The organism is Dolichospermum sp. LEGE 00240 (genome assembly GCF_015207875.1).
GTDB classification, from domain to species: Bacteria; Cyanobacteriota; Cyanobacteriia; order Cyanobacteriales; family Nostocaceae; genus Dolichospermum; species Dolichospermum gracile.
Genome location: NZ_JADEVZ010000004.1, coordinates 1 through 17,596, shown reverse-complemented (window position 1 = coordinate 17,596; position 17,596 = coordinate 1). Strand labels below are relative to the sequence as shown.

At 40.3% G+C, this 17,596-nt stretch carries 17 protein-coding genes; 10 read left to right on the top strand and 7 right to left on the bottom strand.

Annotation, left to right across the window (positions count from 1 at the left end; all coding sequences use genetic code 11):
* Window positions 1-148: 148 nt before the first annotated feature.
* Together IQ226_RS01850 and IQ226_RS01845 are read left to right on the top strand one after the other, a co-directional pair.
* A complete protein-coding gene (locus IQ226_RS01850; protein ID WP_193891386.1) occupies window positions 149-1,681 on the top strand; it encodes a SagB/ThcOx family dehydrogenase in 1,533 nt (510 codons plus the stop codon).
* A gap of 522 nt (window positions 1,682-2,203) precedes the next feature.
* Window positions 2,204-2,941, top strand: a complete 738-nt coding sequence (locus IQ226_RS01845) for a Uma2 family endonuclease (protein ID WP_193891382.1) — start codon at window positions 2,204-2,206, stop codon at window positions 2,939-2,941.
* A gap of 40 nt (window positions 2,942-2,981) precedes the next feature.
* Here IQ226_RS01845 and tgt read toward each other — a convergent pair whose 3' ends face one another.
* A complete protein-coding gene (gene tgt / locus IQ226_RS01840) occupies window positions 2,982-4,118 on the bottom strand; it encodes a tRNA guanosine(34) transglycosylase Tgt (RefSeq protein ID WP_193891379.1) in 1,137 nt (378 codons plus the stop codon).
* Window positions 4,119-4,332: 214 nt separating this feature from the next.
* Entirely contained in the window at window positions 4,333-4,785 is a 453-nt protein-coding gene (locus IQ226_RS01835) for a hypothetical protein (RefSeq protein WP_193891376.1), read from the bottom strand.
* Window positions 4,786-4,994: 209 nt separating this feature from the next.
* On the opposite strand from IQ226_RS01835, the gene cobS reads away from it, so the two are divergent.
* From cobS to wecB, 5 genes are all read left to right on the top strand, one after another.
* A complete protein-coding gene (gene cobS, locus IQ226_RS01830; RefSeq protein WP_193891374.1) occupies window positions 4,995-5,768 on the top strand; it encodes an adenosylcobinamide-GDP ribazoletransferase in 774 nt (257 codons plus the stop codon).
* 46 nt (window positions 5,769-5,814) lie between these two features.
* Entirely contained in the window at window positions 5,815-6,396 is a 582-nt protein-coding gene (locus IQ226_RS01825; RefSeq protein WP_193891371.1) for a DUF3782 domain-containing protein, read from the top strand.
* Window positions 6,397-6,454: 58 nt separating this feature from the next.
* The gene (locus tag IQ226_RS01820; RefSeq protein ID WP_193891368.1) at window positions 6,455-7,063 is read left to right on the top strand and encodes a DUF3782 domain-containing protein; all 609 of its coding nucleotides are present in this window, start codon (window positions 6,455-6,457) and stop codon (window positions 7,061-7,063) included.
* Between the two features lie 612 nt (window positions 7,064-7,675).
* Window positions 7,676-7,852 (top strand): hypothetical protein, encoded by a 177-nt coding sequence (locus IQ226_RS01815; protein ID WP_168636714.1) that lies wholly within the window; start codon window positions 7,676-7,678, stop codon window positions 7,850-7,852.
* A 3-nt stretch (window positions 7,853-7,855) separates the two neighbouring features.
* Window positions 7,856-8,986 (top strand): non-hydrolyzing UDP-N-acetylglucosamine 2-epimerase, encoded by a 1,131-nt coding sequence (gene wecB, locus IQ226_RS01810; protein WP_193891365.1) that lies wholly within the window; start codon window positions 7,856-7,858, stop codon window positions 8,984-8,986.
* Between the two features lie 70 nt (window positions 8,987-9,056).
* On the opposite strand, the gene IQ226_RS01805 is transcribed toward wecB, so the two are convergent.
* Entirely contained in the window at window positions 9,057-9,662 is a 606-nt protein-coding gene (locus tag IQ226_RS01805; RefSeq protein WP_193891362.1) for a peptidoglycan-binding protein, read from the bottom strand.
* A gap of 168 nt (window positions 9,663-9,830) precedes the next feature.
* Window positions 9,831-10,679: a M23 family metallopeptidase gene (locus IQ226_RS01800; RefSeq protein WP_193891359.1), complete on the bottom strand. Its 849-nt coding sequence runs from the start codon at window positions 10,677-10,679 to the stop codon at window positions 9,831-9,833.
* A 1,850-nt stretch (window positions 10,680-12,529) separates the two neighbouring features.
* Here IQ226_RS01800 and hetF point away from each other — a divergent pair.
* Together hetF and IQ226_RS01790 are read left to right on the top strand one after the other, a co-directional pair.
* Window positions 12,530-15,004 (top strand): cell division protein HetF, encoded by a 2,475-nt coding sequence (gene hetF, locus IQ226_RS01795; protein WP_193891611.1) that lies wholly within the window; start codon window positions 12,530-12,532, stop codon window positions 15,002-15,004.
* Between the two features lie 160 nt (window positions 15,005-15,164).
* Window positions 15,165-15,503, top strand: a complete 339-nt coding sequence (locus IQ226_RS01790; protein ID WP_039201734.1) for a P-II family nitrogen regulator — start codon at window positions 15,165-15,167, stop codon at window positions 15,501-15,503.
* 505 nt (window positions 15,504-16,008) lie between these two features.
* Here the strand turns inward: IQ226_RS01790 and IQ226_RS01785 are convergent.
* Window positions 16,009-16,308 (bottom strand): RNA-binding protein, encoded by a 300-nt coding sequence (locus IQ226_RS01785; protein ID WP_193891356.1) that lies wholly within the window; start codon window positions 16,306-16,308, stop codon window positions 16,009-16,011.
* Window positions 16,309-16,725: 417 nt separating this feature from the next.
* A complete protein-coding gene (locus IQ226_RS01780) occupies window positions 16,726-16,944 on the bottom strand; it encodes a hypothetical protein (protein ID WP_193891354.1) in 219 nt (72 codons plus the stop codon).
* 456 nt (window positions 16,945-17,400) lie between these two features.
* Here IQ226_RS01780 and IQ226_RS25815 point away from each other — a divergent pair, with 456 nt between their 5' ends.
* Window positions 17,401-17,499 (top strand): DUF3598 family protein, encoded by a 99-nt coding sequence (locus IQ226_RS25815; protein WP_228039196.1) that lies wholly within the window; start codon window positions 17,401-17,403, stop codon window positions 17,497-17,499.
* Here IQ226_RS25815 and IQ226_RS01770 read toward each other — a convergent pair.
* Window positions 17,486-17,596: transposase (locus IQ226_RS01770; protein WP_143336292.1), on the bottom strand; the 111-nt coding region annotated here is incomplete at its 5' end. The two genes, IQ226_RS25815 and IQ226_RS01770, sit on opposite strands and share 14 nt — an antisense overlap.

The window sequence follows — 17,596 nt, the reverse complement described above, 5'->3', positions numbered from 1 at the left end:
TCAAAATCAAGAATAGGAATACACTACAGTGCTATGCACGTGAATAAGATACAAAAGTTACCTACAAAGCCATACAGCAAAAGACTTTCAACTTTTCTGTTCCCTATTCCCTGTTCCCTGTTCCCTGCTATGGGATATTAAAATTACTATGCCAGAAATAGAACAATCCATTTCCCAACACTATCACGACCGGACTAAATACCATCCCGAAACCCTGGCTTCTAAAAGTCGTAATTTAGACTGGAATAAACAGCCAGTACCGTTCAAAGAGTACAAAATCGGTTCTGATATTGACCTCAAACCTTATCTGCAAGAAACAGCGGCAACTGTTGCCAATCAACAAGATACCAAATGGTGGTGGCGGCTTTCTCAACTATTATTTCACAGTTATGGACTCACGGCAAAAATGCCTTCTTTGGGTAATACAGTATACTTACGTTCTGCCCCCAGTGCGGGGGGATTGTATCCGGCTGAAGTATATTTAGTTTCTCGTGGGACACCATTATTACCGCCGGGACTGTATAACTATCAATGTCGAACTCATTCTTTAATGCACTTTTGGGAAAGTGATGTTTGGCAAAGTTTACAATCTGCTTGTTTTTGGCATCCTTCCCTAGAAAGTACCCAATTAGCTATGATTACAACTGCGGTTTTTTATCGTTCGGTTTGGCGTTATGAAGACAGGGCTTATCGGCGGATTTTCCTGGATACGGGGCATCTTTTAAGTAATATTCAGTTAGCTGGTAATATTGCTGATTATCGGTCTCATTTAATTGGCGGTTTTGCCGATGAGGCTGTTAATGAATTACTTTATATTGATCATGAACAAGAAGGAACAACTGCTGTTTTAGCTTTGGCAGATTTGTTAGATGTCCGCCAGAATTTACCACTAGGACGGACTGCTTTACCTTCGACAACTGCCACTGATTATCCACCTATTCCTGATGGTGAATTGCTGAAATATTTTCATCTAAATACGCAAATTCCGGTGAATAATAATAGTAAGTTAAATTTACCCAATGTGGAATTAGAAAAGTCCTGGGAAGATAAGTATAACTTACCTTTTTGTGAAAAATTTTCGACCCGAACAACACCAATTTATTGGGGAGAAGATTTAGCAGATTTATCAAATACCATCTATAAACGCCGTTCAACTCGTGCTTATACTGGTGATGATTTAAGTTTTGATGAACTGAAAGCTTTACTGGATTTTACTTATCAACCACAAAATTATATTGACCAAAATTTAGATCCTCACCCTGATTATTTTGACTTGAATTTAATAGAAACATTTGTAGCTGTTTCTGGAGTGCAAGGATTAGATCCGGGTTGTTATTATTACGCACCTAAAGCCCAAGAATTACGGCAAATTCGCTTTAAAAATTTCCGTCGAGAATTGCATTTCTTATGTTTAGGACAGGAATTAGGCAGAGATGCAGGTGCAGTATTATTTCATACTGCTGATTTAAAAAATGCGATCGCTCAATACGGGGATCGTGTTTATCGTTACTTACACTTAGATGCAGGTATTTTAGGACAAAGGCTTAATTTAGCAGCCATTCGTCTTAACTTAGGTGTCAGTGGTATCGCTGGCTTTTTTGATGACCAAGTAAATGATGTCTTAGGTATCCCTATAGATGAAGCAGTAATCTATATTACGACATTAGGAAAACCCAGGTAAGTAGGGTTTGCTGAAAAAGTTGTCTGTGAGGGGAGGTGACAGGTGCTACGCCACGGGGACAGGTGACAGGGAAGGAATTTTCTTCTTTCTTCTTTCTTTGTCCTGAACTCCGAACGGTGACAGTTTCAACTATCTGGATATCCTCAATTTTCCCAATCCGACAAAGAGAAATGCACCTATTTTGAGACACCATTAGGCAAAACCTGGCACTTTCTTGTGGTAAAAATCCGCGAAACCCTTTGTTAATAAATGGTTTTAGGTTTATATGGCTAAGGCCACGCTACGCTATCAGCAAGTCCTACTTAGAAGTAAAGGAATCAGGAGTCAATTGTCCAAGCTGGTAATCTGGCTAGATTGAGGGTTTGTGTGCCAAAAGGGCGTACCGCACAATCATAATCTAATAATATGCCAATTTAGCAGGATAAAAACTCTATAGTGTGAACTTAGAAACAGAAATTTAAGTAATAACTTAAGATTGGTATATAATAGTTTATGCACTCAATCAAAAAGTGAGAGTATACAATGGTTAACGGCGACTCTACGGCTAAAAATGGTTTTCCAGACCATACTCAACTACCAGAGTCTGACACTACGCCTGTGTTAGCGAAGCGTACCGTAGGTCAAAATTGGCAAGAACATTTTCAAAGTATTTTACTAACAGAATCTATCAAACCCATATTACAAAAATATCACCCAGATGGTCAATATTGTATTGGACATGATTTAGGTATCTATTGGAAAATGACTTACACTCCAGAATGCGGTGCAGAATTTCCAAAATGGTTTTATGTGCCGAATGTGCCACCTGTTGTCAATGGTGAAGTACGAAATTCTTATGTACTTTGGCAGGAATTTATTGCTCCATTAATTGTGTTAGAATTTGTTTCTGGAAATGGTGATAAAGAACGAGATAACACTTGCTGGAAAGGTAAATTTTGGATTTATGAACAGGTAATTCATCCAGCTTTTTATTGTATTTATGAAGTAAAAAAAGCCAGCATAGAAGTTTATCATTTCATTGAAGGACAATATCAATTATTAGCAGCCAATGAACGTAGACATTTTCCGATCGCACCTTTGGGAATTGAGTTAGGAATTTGGCAGGGTAAATATCAAAATCTTGAATTACCTTGGTTACGGTTCTGGGATTTACAGGGTAATTTGTTGTTAAGTGGTGAGGAAAGGGCGGAATTAGAACGTCAGAAAAATGATCGTCTAATTGCCCAATTAAAGTCCCTTGGTATTGAACCAGAAGTTTAATGATGTTGTTGTGATTATGGTTGATAGGGATTGTGTTGATTCAGTTATCGGTTTTTTCTAGTTCAATTTCTGATGGTTCTAACCAATGACCAAAATCGGTGACAAAACGATCGCTCAAAATAGATGCGCGAATCTTTTGGGTAAAGCGAATTAGTTCGGTGATGTTATGAATAGTCAACAAAGTATAAGCTAATATTTCCTGCGATCGCACTAAATGAGCTAAATAAGCCCGACTGAAGTTTTTACAGGTGTAACAAGGGCAAGTTGTATCCAATGGGGTAAAATCTTCACGAAACTTAGCATTTTTGATGTTCCAGCGTTCACCGGCAACAATAGCTGTTCCATGTCTAGCCCAGCGGGTGGGAATAACGCAATCAAATAAATCTACACCAGAAGCGATGGCTATGGCCATTTCTCGATAAGTCCCCACACCCATCAAATAACGGGGTTTATTCACCGGTAACAGCGGGGCTGTCGTTTGCACGATTTGCGCCATTAAATCCGTTGGTTCACCTACACTCACCCCACCAATGGCATATCCCGGCATATCCAACTGCGCCAATTCTTGAGCAGCACGGGCGCGTAAATCTAAATATACTCCCCCTTGAACAATGGGAAACAATGCCTGATCTTGGCGTTGATGGGCGGATATAGAGCGTTTTAACCAGCGGTATGTCCGGTCTGTAGCAGCTTCTACTTCCTGACGGGTGGCAGGATAGGGAGGACATTCATCAAAAGCCATGATCACATCCGCCCCTAAAACATTCTGAATTTCAATGGAGCGTTCTGGGGTTAATTTAATGATTTGCCCATCATGAGGTGAGCGGAAAGTTACACCTTCTTCAGTGATTTTCCGCATTTCGCTCAGACTGAAAACCTGAAATCCACCGGAGTCTGTGAGCATTGGTCCAGACCAACCCATGAATTTATGTAACCCACCACCACCAGCAACGATGGCTTCTCCCGGTTGGAGATGTAAATGATAGGTATTAGCTAAAACCATCTGCGCTCCTGTTGCTCCCAGTTGGGCAGGGGTGATAGTTTTGACGTTAGCTAATGTTCCCACAGGCATAAATCTGGGTGTTTCTACGATTCCGTGGGGAGTAGAAAATATTCCGGCTCTAGCTTTAGTCTGACTACAGGTAGCGAGACTTGCAAAGGAAAAGTTGGCGCTCAAAGCAAAAATACTAGTTATCTAAATTTATCCATCAACTTAACATTTCTAGTGTTACTTAGGACAGTTCATGGGTTTTTTTGTCTTGTGAGGGTGACACCCCGCAATCCACTATCACCCCAGAGAGGATATGATTGTTTTGTGAAGGTTTGCTAAGAGCGTAGGGCAATCTGCAATTCCTATATTTTTACATCCTGACTCCTGACTCCTGACTCCTTTAAAAAGAATCACAACAGTCGTCATCAATTTCTGCATCCCATCTAGCTGCTAGGACTTGATCCATCATGGCCTCGATCGCAGTGACATTAAATTGGCGATCGCGTCGTGTTTGCAAAGGTGTGGACAGGGGAATCAAGCGTAAACACATTTGCTCTTGGATTAAGTCGAAGTAGGTTTCTTGTTGTGGAGATTGTTTTAATTCTAGATAATCAAAACTATCCACATTCACATATAGTGCATTATTCGTGACTAAGGTAGAGCGATGAGAATCAGCGAACACTTCCATTACATCCCCTTCACCCTCACTCAATAGCTGATTTTCTTGGGTGTAGGTGTAGTGGACTCTACCTAAATCATGCAGTAATCTGCGGATATCGAGTTTATTGACAACTATGCCTGTGTTGACTATACACGGCGCTGGTATTTTTGTGTGGGGTAGATGATGACTCATAGAGAAATAACGGGTTATGGAAGGTGAGTGACAACGCAGCCAGACAATCGAAGAGATGGATTGTTAATTTCCCATAGTTCCAAAATATCAGGTGGGAGGCGATCGGCTAATTATTGGCGGTAAATTGCCAGTCTGGGAGTAATCTATGATCAGAACATTTATATTCATGAACACCGGAAGCATTTGGCTAATTGAACTCTTTCTCAAGTATGGCTAACGTTTTACGCTGGTGGCAACAGCAATTCTTAAATTTAGTTGCGGCTGTAATTTTCTATACTGCTATTCCTTTACCCTATTTACAAAACTTAGACTTCCAAAAGGTTGCTTGTTTTGCGCCAGTAATTGGGTTGATGATTGGGGGAATTTTAGGTGGTTTAGATACAGGGATGAATTATTTAGGTGTCCCCGTGCTAACTCGTAATGCTTTGGTAGTGGGTGCGTGGATAGCAATTACGGGAGGGTTACATTTAGATGGAGCAATGGATACAGCCGATGGTTTAGCGGTGGGTGATCCTCAACGCAGATTGCAGGTAATGATGGATAGTGCTACTGGTGCGTTTGGGGCAATGTCCGCTATTGTGATTATTATTTTGAAAATAACAGCTTTAACAGATATAACTGAAAATCATTATTTTGTATTAATGGCGGCTTGTGGGTGGGGACGCTGGGGACAACAAATAGCTATTTGTCAATACCCTTATCTGAAACCGACTGGTAAAGGTGCGTTTCATAAACAAGCGATTCGTTCTTATCTGGATTTGTTACCAAGCTTCTTTTTGTTGCTAGGTTTGAGTGCTGTTGTTTGGTTAATTTATCCCCAGAAATTAGTTTTAGCTGTGGGGATGGTTGTAGCTGGAACTGTGATTTCTGTTGTTACCGCAGCTTGGTTTAATTATCAGTTGGGTGGACATACGGGAGATACTTATGGGGCAGTGGTGGAATGGACTGAAACGTTGTTTTTGTGTATAATTACCAGCATTTAGGGTTTACCAAATTTTATAAGTTTGGCAGATTATAATAAACATTATTATGGAGAAAAATTGTCTATGGCAACTGTTAGCAGAATTAGCTACTGCTCAAAAAGAAACTGACCTACTATTGAAAGAAATTACTCAGCAACAGAAAGAGAATGCCGAACAACAGAAGGCGACTGACCGCCAACTCAAAGAATTAGGTAAACAAATTGGGGGACTCGGTGCAAAATTTGGCAGCTTTACAGAAGGTCTTGCCCTGCCTTCAATGGAAACTATTTTGGGACAACAATTTGGCATGGAAGTTATCAGTCCCAGCGTGCGAGTTAGTAAGGGAGGACAACACATGGAAATTGATGTTCTTGCCTATGCTAATGGTGAGCTAAATACTGCCTATATTGTTGAGGTTAAAAGTCATGCCAGGGAAGATTCTATTATTCAATTAAAAAGTATTTTGCAACGGTTTCGCAAGTTTTTTCCCGAACACAAAGACAAACGACTTTATGGCATATTAGCCTCTGTTGACTTGTCTAACGAATTACGCGAAAAAATTCTGCAAGAAGGGCTTTATGTGGCTCGTATTCATGATCAAGTTTTTGAACTTGATATTCCCGATAATTTTCAGGCTCAAACTTATTAATGCGATCGCCAATCGCTAATCCAGGATAATATAAATATTATTACGGAGAAAATCATCTATGGCAACCACATCAGAAGACGTATGGCAACTGTTAGCAGAATTAGCTACTGCTCAAAAAGAAACTGACCTACTATTGAAAGAAGTTAGTCAGCAACAGAAAGAGACTGATCTACTCTTTAAAGAAGTTAGTCAGCAACAGAAGGCGACTGACCGCCAACTCAAAGAATTAGGTAAACAAATTGGGGGACTCGGTGCAAAATTTGGCAGCTTTACAGAAGGTCTTGCCCTGCCTTCAATGGAAACTATTTTGGGACAACAATTTGGGATGGAAGTTATGAGTCCCAGCGTGCGAGTTAGTAAGGGAGGACAACACATGGAAATTGATGTTCTTGCCTATGCTAATGGTGAGCTAAATACTGCCTATATTGTTGAGGTTAAAAGTCATGCCAGGGAAGATTCTATTATTCAATTAAAAAGTATTTTGCAACGGTTTCGCAAGTTTTTTCCCGAACACAAAGACAAACGACTTTATGGCATATTAGCCTCTGTTGACTTGTCTAACGAATTACGCGAAAAAATTCTGCAAGAAGGGCTTTATGTGGCTCGTATTCATGATCAAGTTTTTGAACTTGATATTCCCGATAATTTTCAGGCTCAAACTTATTAATGCGATCGCTTTTTGAAATTTCATCAAAATGCGATCGCCAATTATCCCAGTGTAATATGAAAATCGCCATTATTCCTATAGATTATGTTAAGGAAGACAAAGTCATCTAAAGATGAATAAACATCAGGAAAATTTATTAGTCCGTTTTAACGGACTTAAGCTATGAGACAGGGAATTTATTCCCTGGCGGGTGTGGAAGCCAAACAAATAAGCCATCTGTCCGCAATTCTCATTTTAAGGTTTCATGACATTTAAACCCTTACATTCATAGGGTTTTACAATTCTAACAAATCCGGCGATAGCGAAGCGCTGCTGCAAGCAGTTCGCTGAAATGGCGCAGACTCGTTTCAAAATGAGAATTGCTGTATCAGTGGTATAATTATTTTTCGGATCACTCTTTTTCTGGAAGCACGCTTTATCTCTTTTCTCTCGTCTAGACTATAGTAAGTAAGCACTTCACAGGATTATAAAGATTTCTTGTTAAAAGATTTTTTACGAGTTTACTCGGTTTGTGGGGTTTCATTACCTGCTAGTCGGGGTTGGTAGTGCAATTGTAGGGACATAATGTTATTATGTCTTTAAGTTATCTGATTTTAAGAAAGAATTTTACGAATGTTAGAAAAGCTAATTTCACTTTCGGGAACAGAAGACCAAAATTTGCAAAAAATATCTGATAATCTTGGCATTTCCGAAGAAAATTTAATTCGTCAGGTTTTAACTGATTTTTTGGCAAGACAAGCGGATGATTTAGAATTTGAAGAATTTATGCATCATACTATAATTATTTAACTAATGACTAATCAACACCGTATTGGCATTATTTTAGGGACTCGTCCCGAAGCTATTAAACTAGCACCAGTAATTCAAGTTTTCCAAAATTCTCCAGACTTTGAATTGCAGGTAATTCTCACAGGACAACATCGAGAAATGGTTGAACAAGTAATGCAATTGTTCAAACTCAAAGCCGATTGGAATTTAGAGATTATGCAGCGAGAACAATCTCTTAGTGATATTACTTGTCGAAGTTTACAAGGTTTAGAAGCATTATTTCAAACCCAAGAATTAGATTTTGTAATTGTCCAAGGAGATACAACAACAGCCTTTGCAGCCACCTTAGCAGCTTTTTATCAAAAAATCCCTTTAGGTCATGTGGAAGCAGGTTTAAGGACTGATGATTTATTTAATCCTTTTCCCGAAGAAGCTAATCGAAGGTTGATTTCCCAACTGACACAATTACATTTTGCGCCAACTACTTTAGCTGTAGAAAACTTACAAAATTCTGGGGTATTAGGAGAGATTCACTTAACAGGAAATACTGTAATTGATGCCTTGTTAAATGTGGCTGCCAAAAAAACAGTTTGCAATATACCTGGGTTAGATTGGCATAAATATAGAACGATTTTAGCAACAGTTCATAGACGAGAAAATTGGGGATCACCCTTGCAAAATATCGCCGAAAGTTTTTTACAAATTTTAGAGCAATTTCCTGATACAGCCTTATTACTGCCATTACATAAAAATCCCACAGTTAGAGAACCATTGCAACAGTTATTAGGGAGTCATCCCCGCATTTTCCTGACAGAACCCTTGGATTATGCTGAATTAGTGGGAGCTATTGAGCGATCGCATTTAATCTTAACCGATTCCGGTGGATTACAAGAAGAAGCCCCCAGTCTGGGTAAACCAGTCCTAGTTCTCAGAGATACCACAGAAAGACCAGAAGCCGTCACCGCCGGGACAGCCAAACTCGTAGGTACACAAACCGCAAATATTGTCACAGCCGCTAGTGAACTACTCAGCAACCCCGACGCTTATACCAAAATGGCCACCGCCATTAATCCCTTTGGCGATGGCCATGCAGCAGAACGCATTCTGCAAATTATCAAAAACTACCTGCAACAGGGAACAGAAAAACAACTTTAGTTATGTTTTTAAACATGGGTAACTATTGCTTCTTACCTCTTACCTTTCAATTAGAGTGATTAGACAGTTCCTAAATACCTAAAGCTCTCCGAGTTTGATAACCAACAACGCCATCTACACGCAGTCCGTTACGTCTTTGGAAGTGACGAATTGCGTTAATAGTTCGTGAGCCATAAACACCATCAACTCTAATCCCTAAAGCTCTTTGAATTTCTCTAACTCGTTCACCTCTTGAGCCATATCCTACCGTTACCCTACCCCCAACACCGTATCCAGAACGATATCTGCGGTGAGAATAGCCAGGAGTATTACCAATCCATCTTTCAGCCGCATAGTATCCTCGGTAACGTCCCGAAGAAATTCTCGCAAATCCATTTCTGACACTACCTGTTTCACCAATGTATGAACCATTGCGGACACAGGCCACAGATGAATTTGCAGTGCTAGGTCCGGTACGAATATAAAGACAACTTCCATTAGTCCTGGCATATTCCGCGGAAGCAAACTGCATTTGAGTCACAGTAGCTAGTAATATAGTCACACCAGCCAAAGTTAACCATGCAGAAGATTTAAATATTTTCCGCCAATTAAATGACGATTTGGAAAAATTTAATGCAAAATTTTCATTTGGTTGTTCATCTTCTATATACATATAGGAATAAGCTAAACATTCCATAATCACCTGCTCCTTTATGTGAAATTTTGCGATAGTTTTGTCTAGTTTTAATCTCTATTGATTTTATACTTATTCACGACAATATGTTGGCTACCATATTCCGCCATTTGAACTGTCACATCAGGTATTTGTAATGAAATCATCAATTACATAAACAGGTTAGTATTTTTATTTCCCTAAACCATGAGAAGTGAGAAAACTATCCGCACGAATGGGACTACCATTGCGCCAAATTTCTATTTTTCCGGGGCTGATTAAGTAGGAAAAACTACCATTTTCTGCCTGATATTTGTTATTATCAACCTTCCAAGCCCGGATTTTTAAAAGTTGACTGGGTTCTTGCTTCAATTTCCCCAAATAAAATAACTGACCATTTTCTTCGCAAACTTTTATACTAACTGTTGCCGTCTCCCCATTTATAACTGTAGTCCCACGACAATCAGTATGATCACTTACAGATAAAATCGGTTGTGGAGTTGGGGTCATTGGTTTATTTACTGGTGTTTTGGCAATATTAGTAGACGGCAATAAACTGATAGGATTACTAGCCAAAGAACCATCTACATAAAATTCAAAATGCAAATGAGGAGCGCTGCTATTGCCTGTTGAACCCATTTCGGCAATAATTTGACCTTGTTTGACATGTTGACCTTTACTGACCAATAAACGGCTATTATGTCCATAAACCGTCACATTGCCATGAAGATGTTTAATTTCGATAAAATTGCCTAATCCCCAATTATCCCAACCAGCTTTGACAATTGTACCAGCAGCAGCAGCCAAAATCGGAGTCCCTTTTGCACCCGCAATATCAATTCCCTCATGTTGATATTTACGGAAACCTTGAGAAAGCACACCCTGAGCAGGCCAAATTAAGTTAGTAGCAGGTGCAGACCTAGGGTCAATTAAAGAAACTGTTTGAGTTAAAGCTGGAGAAATCTGATTCAACACAAGATTGCAAGATAATAGGCATATTAAAGCGTAATTACAAAAGCGGTAGATATTAACCTTCTTCATCAGTTTCTAGCCTCATAGTTGCTATAGCAGCGAAAAGAAGTCAAAGCCGACTTAACCTGAGTTCGGTGTTAGGAGTTTCTCCTTCGGAGACGCTACGCGAACGGAGTTATGATTTTTTCAACGAGATCATCAGGGTTTGAGACTCATATTTGGGGCAGTTTTCCACAAATTATCTTATGTCGAACTCAGGTGACTTACTATAATATGGTTACTTCCCTCTGACGGCTTTCATCCCCGGCTAAAAAGCTAAAAAGACATTGATACCTAAATAAAAATTTAGGGGATTTTTAGGTATCAATTCCGGGGTTTTGAGCCTATCTTCTTATAAAGAAATAATTAAGAGTCCTATTATCTATCGCAGTGATCATTCTAAAGTTAGAGCCAAGGATCAAAATGGAATGAAAGTGATTCTGAAAAAGTTGTCAGATTAGTTGATCCGAAAGTCTAAGTAGGTTAGCATTGAAGATGGTAGTTGTGGCAAAGCAAAAGGCAAGAGTGAAGAGCGTCCTTACTCCCATTCAACCCTTAGAAGGGTGGATTCTTGCTGTATTCGACCTCCTGACTCCTAAACAAAAACTTGTTGAGCAGGGATATTGCCAGAGACTTGTTTTGATGATAGGGTAGGTTGAGTTTCCGTTTTTCAGAAAAAACCCCCAGTGGATGTTAGCCAGCTAGGGGAGTTTAGTTATCAGGGTGCATCTACCAACTAAATGTTCTCAAGTGCATAACGATCTTCCGGATAAATTTATAAGTTACGCCCTATGTGAGTTGGAGGCTAGAACAAGGCAATCTCGTTGGTAAGACTAGGACTTGTTGGTAAAGTGAAGTCTGAAACCCTGAAAATAACCGGGGCATTTTTAACTCACATAAGGCGGATTTAACAAGTTTGTTTTGAGTTCAGGGGTCAACTAACCAGAGGTTTTTGACAACGGTAGGAAAAGAAAAAACCCCCAGAGGTGTTAGCCAGCTAGGGGAAGTTAGTTATCAGGGTGCATCTACTTGTTAACTGTTCTAGGGTTCTATGTGATGCTCCGGAAAAAAATGGGTATAGGGCAATAATTGTGTGGTGCTAATCACAAACAAGAAAAAACCCCCAGAGGTGTTAGCCAGCTAGGGGAAGTTAGTTATCAGGGTGCATCTACTTGTTAACTGTTCATTGTTTTTAACTTATGCTCCGGAAAAAATTACCCAAAAATTGCTGTTTGTCACATACCGAAAAAATTCCTGTGGCTGGTGGTTGGGTAGGGGAGTTGGTTGTTGGGATCTTATCTACTTAATAGTTTATCTACAAATGCTTAGAAACGTTCTTGTCACCCAGGAACGTTTTTTATTTACCAAAATGAAAAAAGAAAACCCCTAGTGAATTTTAGTCAACTAGGGGGATTGAAGATCAAGGTGCATCTACCAATAAACAGTTCTTTACGGGGATCAAGCAATCCGGATAAACTGAGGGCAGCCCAATAGGTATAAAACCTTTGTTAAACATATCTGAAACATTAGAATGGCAAAAGACATCTAAGGTATTGGCAGGATTAGTCACTTATGACATTATTCTCAAAGGCAATACTGATAATTGTTCTATATTCCTTTTTCTGGGGTGAACGGGATCATGTTTACCGATGCCAGAACAGTTAATGTTTAGGGCATATAATTACAATGGATAGAGATTTAAATGTGAGTTATAACCTGCTAAATGTACGAAAGGAATTTGTACGGTTGGCTGATCCGAAAGTTACGCCCGTGGACAAGAAGTAGTATTCTACCTTGGTGGAGGCGGGAAATAAACAGCAATGTATGGCTTGCGCCACGTTGTCCTATCAGCATTGTCTAAGTTTTATGGAGCAGAAATTGTGACCCAGGAATTTCACCTTTCCGCAACGCCGGTGGGGAAAAATGACTATCTGGTGAGGACGGAACAAGTTGCGCCTGGGGTGCCGGTGGCAGAAGAACTGGTGCATTGGCCTGTGGCTGAGTGGTTGACTGCCGCAGGGGATTTAATGGATGATCCTTTGCAGTCGGTGTTGCAGGGGAATATGGTAGCCAGAAACTCTGTTAACTTGGTAGCCTTGGGACAAGATTTGTATAATGCGTTGTTTCAGGGAACGCTGCGGGATAGTTGGATTACTGCCCAAGGTATTGCCCAAAATCACCAACAGGTACTGCGGCTAAGATTGGGACTGAAGGATACGCGGTTGGCGCGGTTACCGTGGGAAATTATGCACGCGGGCGATCGCCCTTTAGCTACTGGGCCTTATATTACCTTTGCCCGTTACCAAAGCGGGATTGCTCCACCATCGCGGCTACCAACTCATAATCTCCCCCCGTCCCCAGAAGCACGGGGTATCAGAGTGTTAATGGTCATTTCCGCACCTACTGATTTAGTCCGGCTGGATTTACTCAAACAAGAAGCTATTAATCTCAAGGCTGAACTGCACCGCCAAACATTAAAAATGGCAGATGGTAATCACCATCTGCCAGAAATTGAGTTGACTGTTCTGGATCAACCGGGACGGGAAGAACTTACCCAAGCTTTAGAACAGGGACATTACCATATTCTCCACTATTCCGGTCATAGCAATTTGGGTGGCAATGGTGGACAAATTTATTTAGTGAGTAAAAAAACTGGTTTAACAGAAACTCTCAATGGAGATGATTTAGCTGGGCTACTGGTGAATAATAATATTCAAATGGCAGTGTTTAACTCTTGTTTGGGGGCATATCGGGCGAGGTCTGAGGTGGCGGAAGACTCAGGGGAACGGAATTTGACGGCAAGTTTGGTAAAACGAGGAATTAGAAGTATTTTGGCGATGTCAGAACGCATCCCTGATGAGGTGGCGTTAACGCTGACACAGTTGTTTTACCGCAATTTAGGCCAGGGCTATGCTTTAGATTTATGTGTAAGTCGAGTCCGTCAAGGTTTAATTTCTGCCTATGGTTCTCAACAGATGTACTGGGCCTTGCCGATTTTGTATCTTCAGCGAGAATTTGATGGTTGTTTGACACCACAAGTTAATTTATCTGGCTATTCTGAGTTGCTGAGGGGATATCAGCCGCCTCAGCCGACCAATAGTTATAATTATTCGGCTGTAGCCAGTAATCTAGAAAGTCTGATGGCTATAGATGATATTCTTAATCCTAATTTTGGGGAAGAAACGACGGAGGTAGACTGGCTAGGGGAAGATACTTGGGGTGATCTTGTGGATGAGATTGAGGATGATGACTCTAGCTATAATGAGGACTCGGCAATAGTTTCTGATTTGTTTCGTCAGCTTGGCAATCCGGTGACTAAAGCAGAAGAACCAAGTATGAAGGCGGAACTAATCGAGGAGAATCATCATTATCAGTCGGAAATGCAGGTTGCCCCCACGAAACAAAATTTAGATTGGGGAAATGTGCCAACTCAGATTACGCCAACTCCTTTGAAGTTTGGGCGGCGTGAGGTAAATCCTCGGTTATCACCGTCACCTGTCACTCCCAAGGGTCATCCCTTTCACCGGATAAAATCACCATTGTCATTATATGGTTTGGTGGGAGCAGGTGTAATTACTATAATTGTGGGGATTGGTTGGTGGTGGCATCAACGACAAGCACAGAAGTCTTCTGATGTTCCACCAATTCCTGGAGAAAATTTCACAAGTAATCAGTATCCACCCATTAATTTAGCTAATTCATCTACGGGAATTGTCACGGCTATGGCTACGGCACAGTTGAGTCAAGGTAATTTAAAGTCTGGGTTGGATGCTGTGAATGAGTTACTGAATCGTGGGGCTTTTACGGCTGCGGAAACGGCTTTAAATTTGATTCCTGTTCAGGATGCTGAAAATCCATCTGTGAACTTTTTCCGGGGGCGTTTGGCTTGGCAGTTCGTCCAAACGAAAAATAATAAGTATAGTATTGATGATGCCCGTCGTTATTGGGCCAGGGCTGTCCAAAATCAGCCAGATTCTCTTTTGTATAATAATTCTTTGGGATTTGCCTATTATGCGGAGAATAATCTCAATTATGCTAATGATGCTTGGTTTAAGTCTCTGAGTTTAGCTTTAAAACCTCAACAGAATCAAGGTTCAGGTCTAATCAAATATCCCCAAATAGCAGGAGAACCGGAGGCTTTGACGGCTTATGCTGGGTTAGCTTTGGGTTTATATAAATCGGCAAAGAATCAACCTGCGGAGAAACGTCGGCAATATTTACAGGAAGCGATTAAATTGCGGCAGATGGTGATTCAAAATGCCCCAGCAAACTTTACTATTGAGAGGTTATCACAAAATTGGCTATGGACGGAACAGGCGATCGCTGATTGGCAGAGTCTGGGACAGGCGAAGTGATCACTTTTGCCAAAAAATAGTCCATAATGGAAAATGTAAAAAAAGTGTGAAATCCCATACATCAGGCTGAAATTAAATCACTATGGCTATATTCACAGCGTGAGACAATGAATCTGCTGAGATATATAAACGACGTTATTAGAAGTCAGGAATCAAAAAAATGAAAAAAGTAGAAGCCATTATTCGTCCATTTAAATTGGATGAAGTGAAAATCGCTTTAGTTAATGCGGGCATCGTCGGGATGACAGTTTCTGAAGTTCGGGGTTTCGGACGGCAAAAGGGTCAAACTGAACGCTATCGGGGTTCGGAGTATACTGTGGAGTTTCTCCAAAAACTGAAGGTGGAAATTGTGGTTGAAGATGCCCAAGTTGATATGGTTGTAGATAAAATTATCGCCGCCGCCCGCACTGGTGAAATTGGTGATGGTAAAATTTTTATCTCCCCTGTTGAACAAATTGTGAGGATTAGAACAGGAGAAAAGAATACTGAAGCTGTGTAAGTAGTCGGTATTTGATACTGTTTATCTAATACAATAGGCGTTGCTGATTTTGTAAATGTGAAAACACGAAATCACCTGAGTTCGGTGTTAGGAGTTTCTCCTTCGGAGACGCTACGCGAACGGAGTTTCTCCTTCGGAGACGCTACGCGAACAGAGTTATGATTTTTTCAACGAGATCATCAGGGTTTGAGACTCATATTTGGGGCAGTTTTCCAAAAATTATCTTATGTCGAACTCAGGTGAAATCAGCAGCACTTTTTATTAACTATGAGGTTAGCGATTTATCTCAGTAAGTGAACAGGCAAAATCGAGATATGTAGGACTTGCTGAAACAGTTGTCTGTAAGGGGAGGTGACGGGTGACAGGTGAGAGGTTACAGGTGACAGGTGACAGGTGACAGGGAAGGAATTTTCTTCTTTCTTCTTTCTCCCGAACTCCGAACTCTGAACTCCGAACTCCGAACTCCGAACTCCGAACGGTGACAGTTTCAGCTATCTGGATGTCCTCAATTTTCCAAATCTTGTTTGTTAGACCAACTACCTCGTTGGTCTCTTCGGTTATCCTCTCGTGGCTTTGCTTTATTAACTCTCAGTTTACGACCCATCCATTCTGCACCATCTAATTCTGTAATAGCAGCGTCTTCTTGACTATCTTCTATCATGTCAACGAAGGCAAAGCCTCGCACTCTTCCGGTTTCACGGTCTGTAGGTAGTACAACTCTCTTAACTTCACCATAATCAGCAAATACGGTTCTTAGGTCTGCTTCAGTAGCTCGGTAGGAGAGATTTCCAACGTAAATAGTCATTATGTATCACGTAATTTTCAACAAGGGGCAATAGTTCAGGCATAAAACAGACACTTGGCAAGTGTGATTTCAGAGACAACAAAAATTATAGAGTTTAAACCTTGACGGATAACTGATCTACAATTGGAGATGCCACTAGCCTGAGCATACGCATATCCTTAATATCATAACTGATTATGACATTGTTCGATGTGCGGTATTTTACAATATTTGATTAGATACTTTTATATATTTTAGAGTTTAAAACAAGTTAATTTTATACTAAGGAATAGGTGACAGGTGACAGGTGACAGGTGACAGGTGACAGGTTACAGGTGACAGGTGACAGGTGACAGGTGACAGGGAATAGGTAGTAATTACCCATTACCCATTACCTAGTTACAGCCAGAATTTTAGATAACTAACAATTTGAGTGATTTAGTCAATTGTAATTTGTTGTGGTCCATTGGTTTTGCCATTTTGTACTTCTTTACTCAGGTTGGTGGAGCTATTGCTACAACCTTTTTTATTTAACCAGCTTTTGACAGGATCTTCAGTCAGATTGAGTCGAAGGATACCGGAAACAAATCCACCCAAAAATGAAACTGGATGTTGGGCTAGTTCTTGAAATAGGGGCGACAATTCAGTAATAAACATTAGACTCTCCACCTATGGGTTTTAAAAATTATTAATTCTTGATTAATCTTAACAGATGTCGGCTGAGAAACAACTATGGCTGGAGTCACCGAGTCAGGAGTCAGGAGTAAAAACCTGTTGTGGATGGAGTTTCATGAATACCTACGGTACGTTGACACGAACAATTCATATCCTAACCATCTTGATCGTTGCATAGCAACTGATTGGCTAATAGGCTGTATGATATTTATCGTTGGTTCAGAACTTACGTAACTGACAGATGGGTGGGGTGTGGTTCGGCAAGCTTACCAACTAAGTAGGTGAACCGAAAAATTTAAAGGTATGTGAAGAAAAGTAAAATCGCCCAAAACTCTCTTCCTGTTCCCAGTTAAGAGTTCCCTTGCCCCAACGACAATTTTTAACGCCAACCTACTTACGTCAGAGATCAAGAACGGTATTTAAATTAAGAATTAAATTATGACAAGTAACTGGGAAAACTTTTTGAAAAACTTAGGTGAATGGCGCGGTTCATTTACTAAAATCTCTGGCTCTTGCGTCCCTTTTATGGAGAATTAATACTAAAGTGCCAGTTTAATAAACTACGTAATCTAAAATTACTAAAGTTGCGAAATCCATATCCAAGTCTTTTGATTAATTTGAGTTTATTATTAAT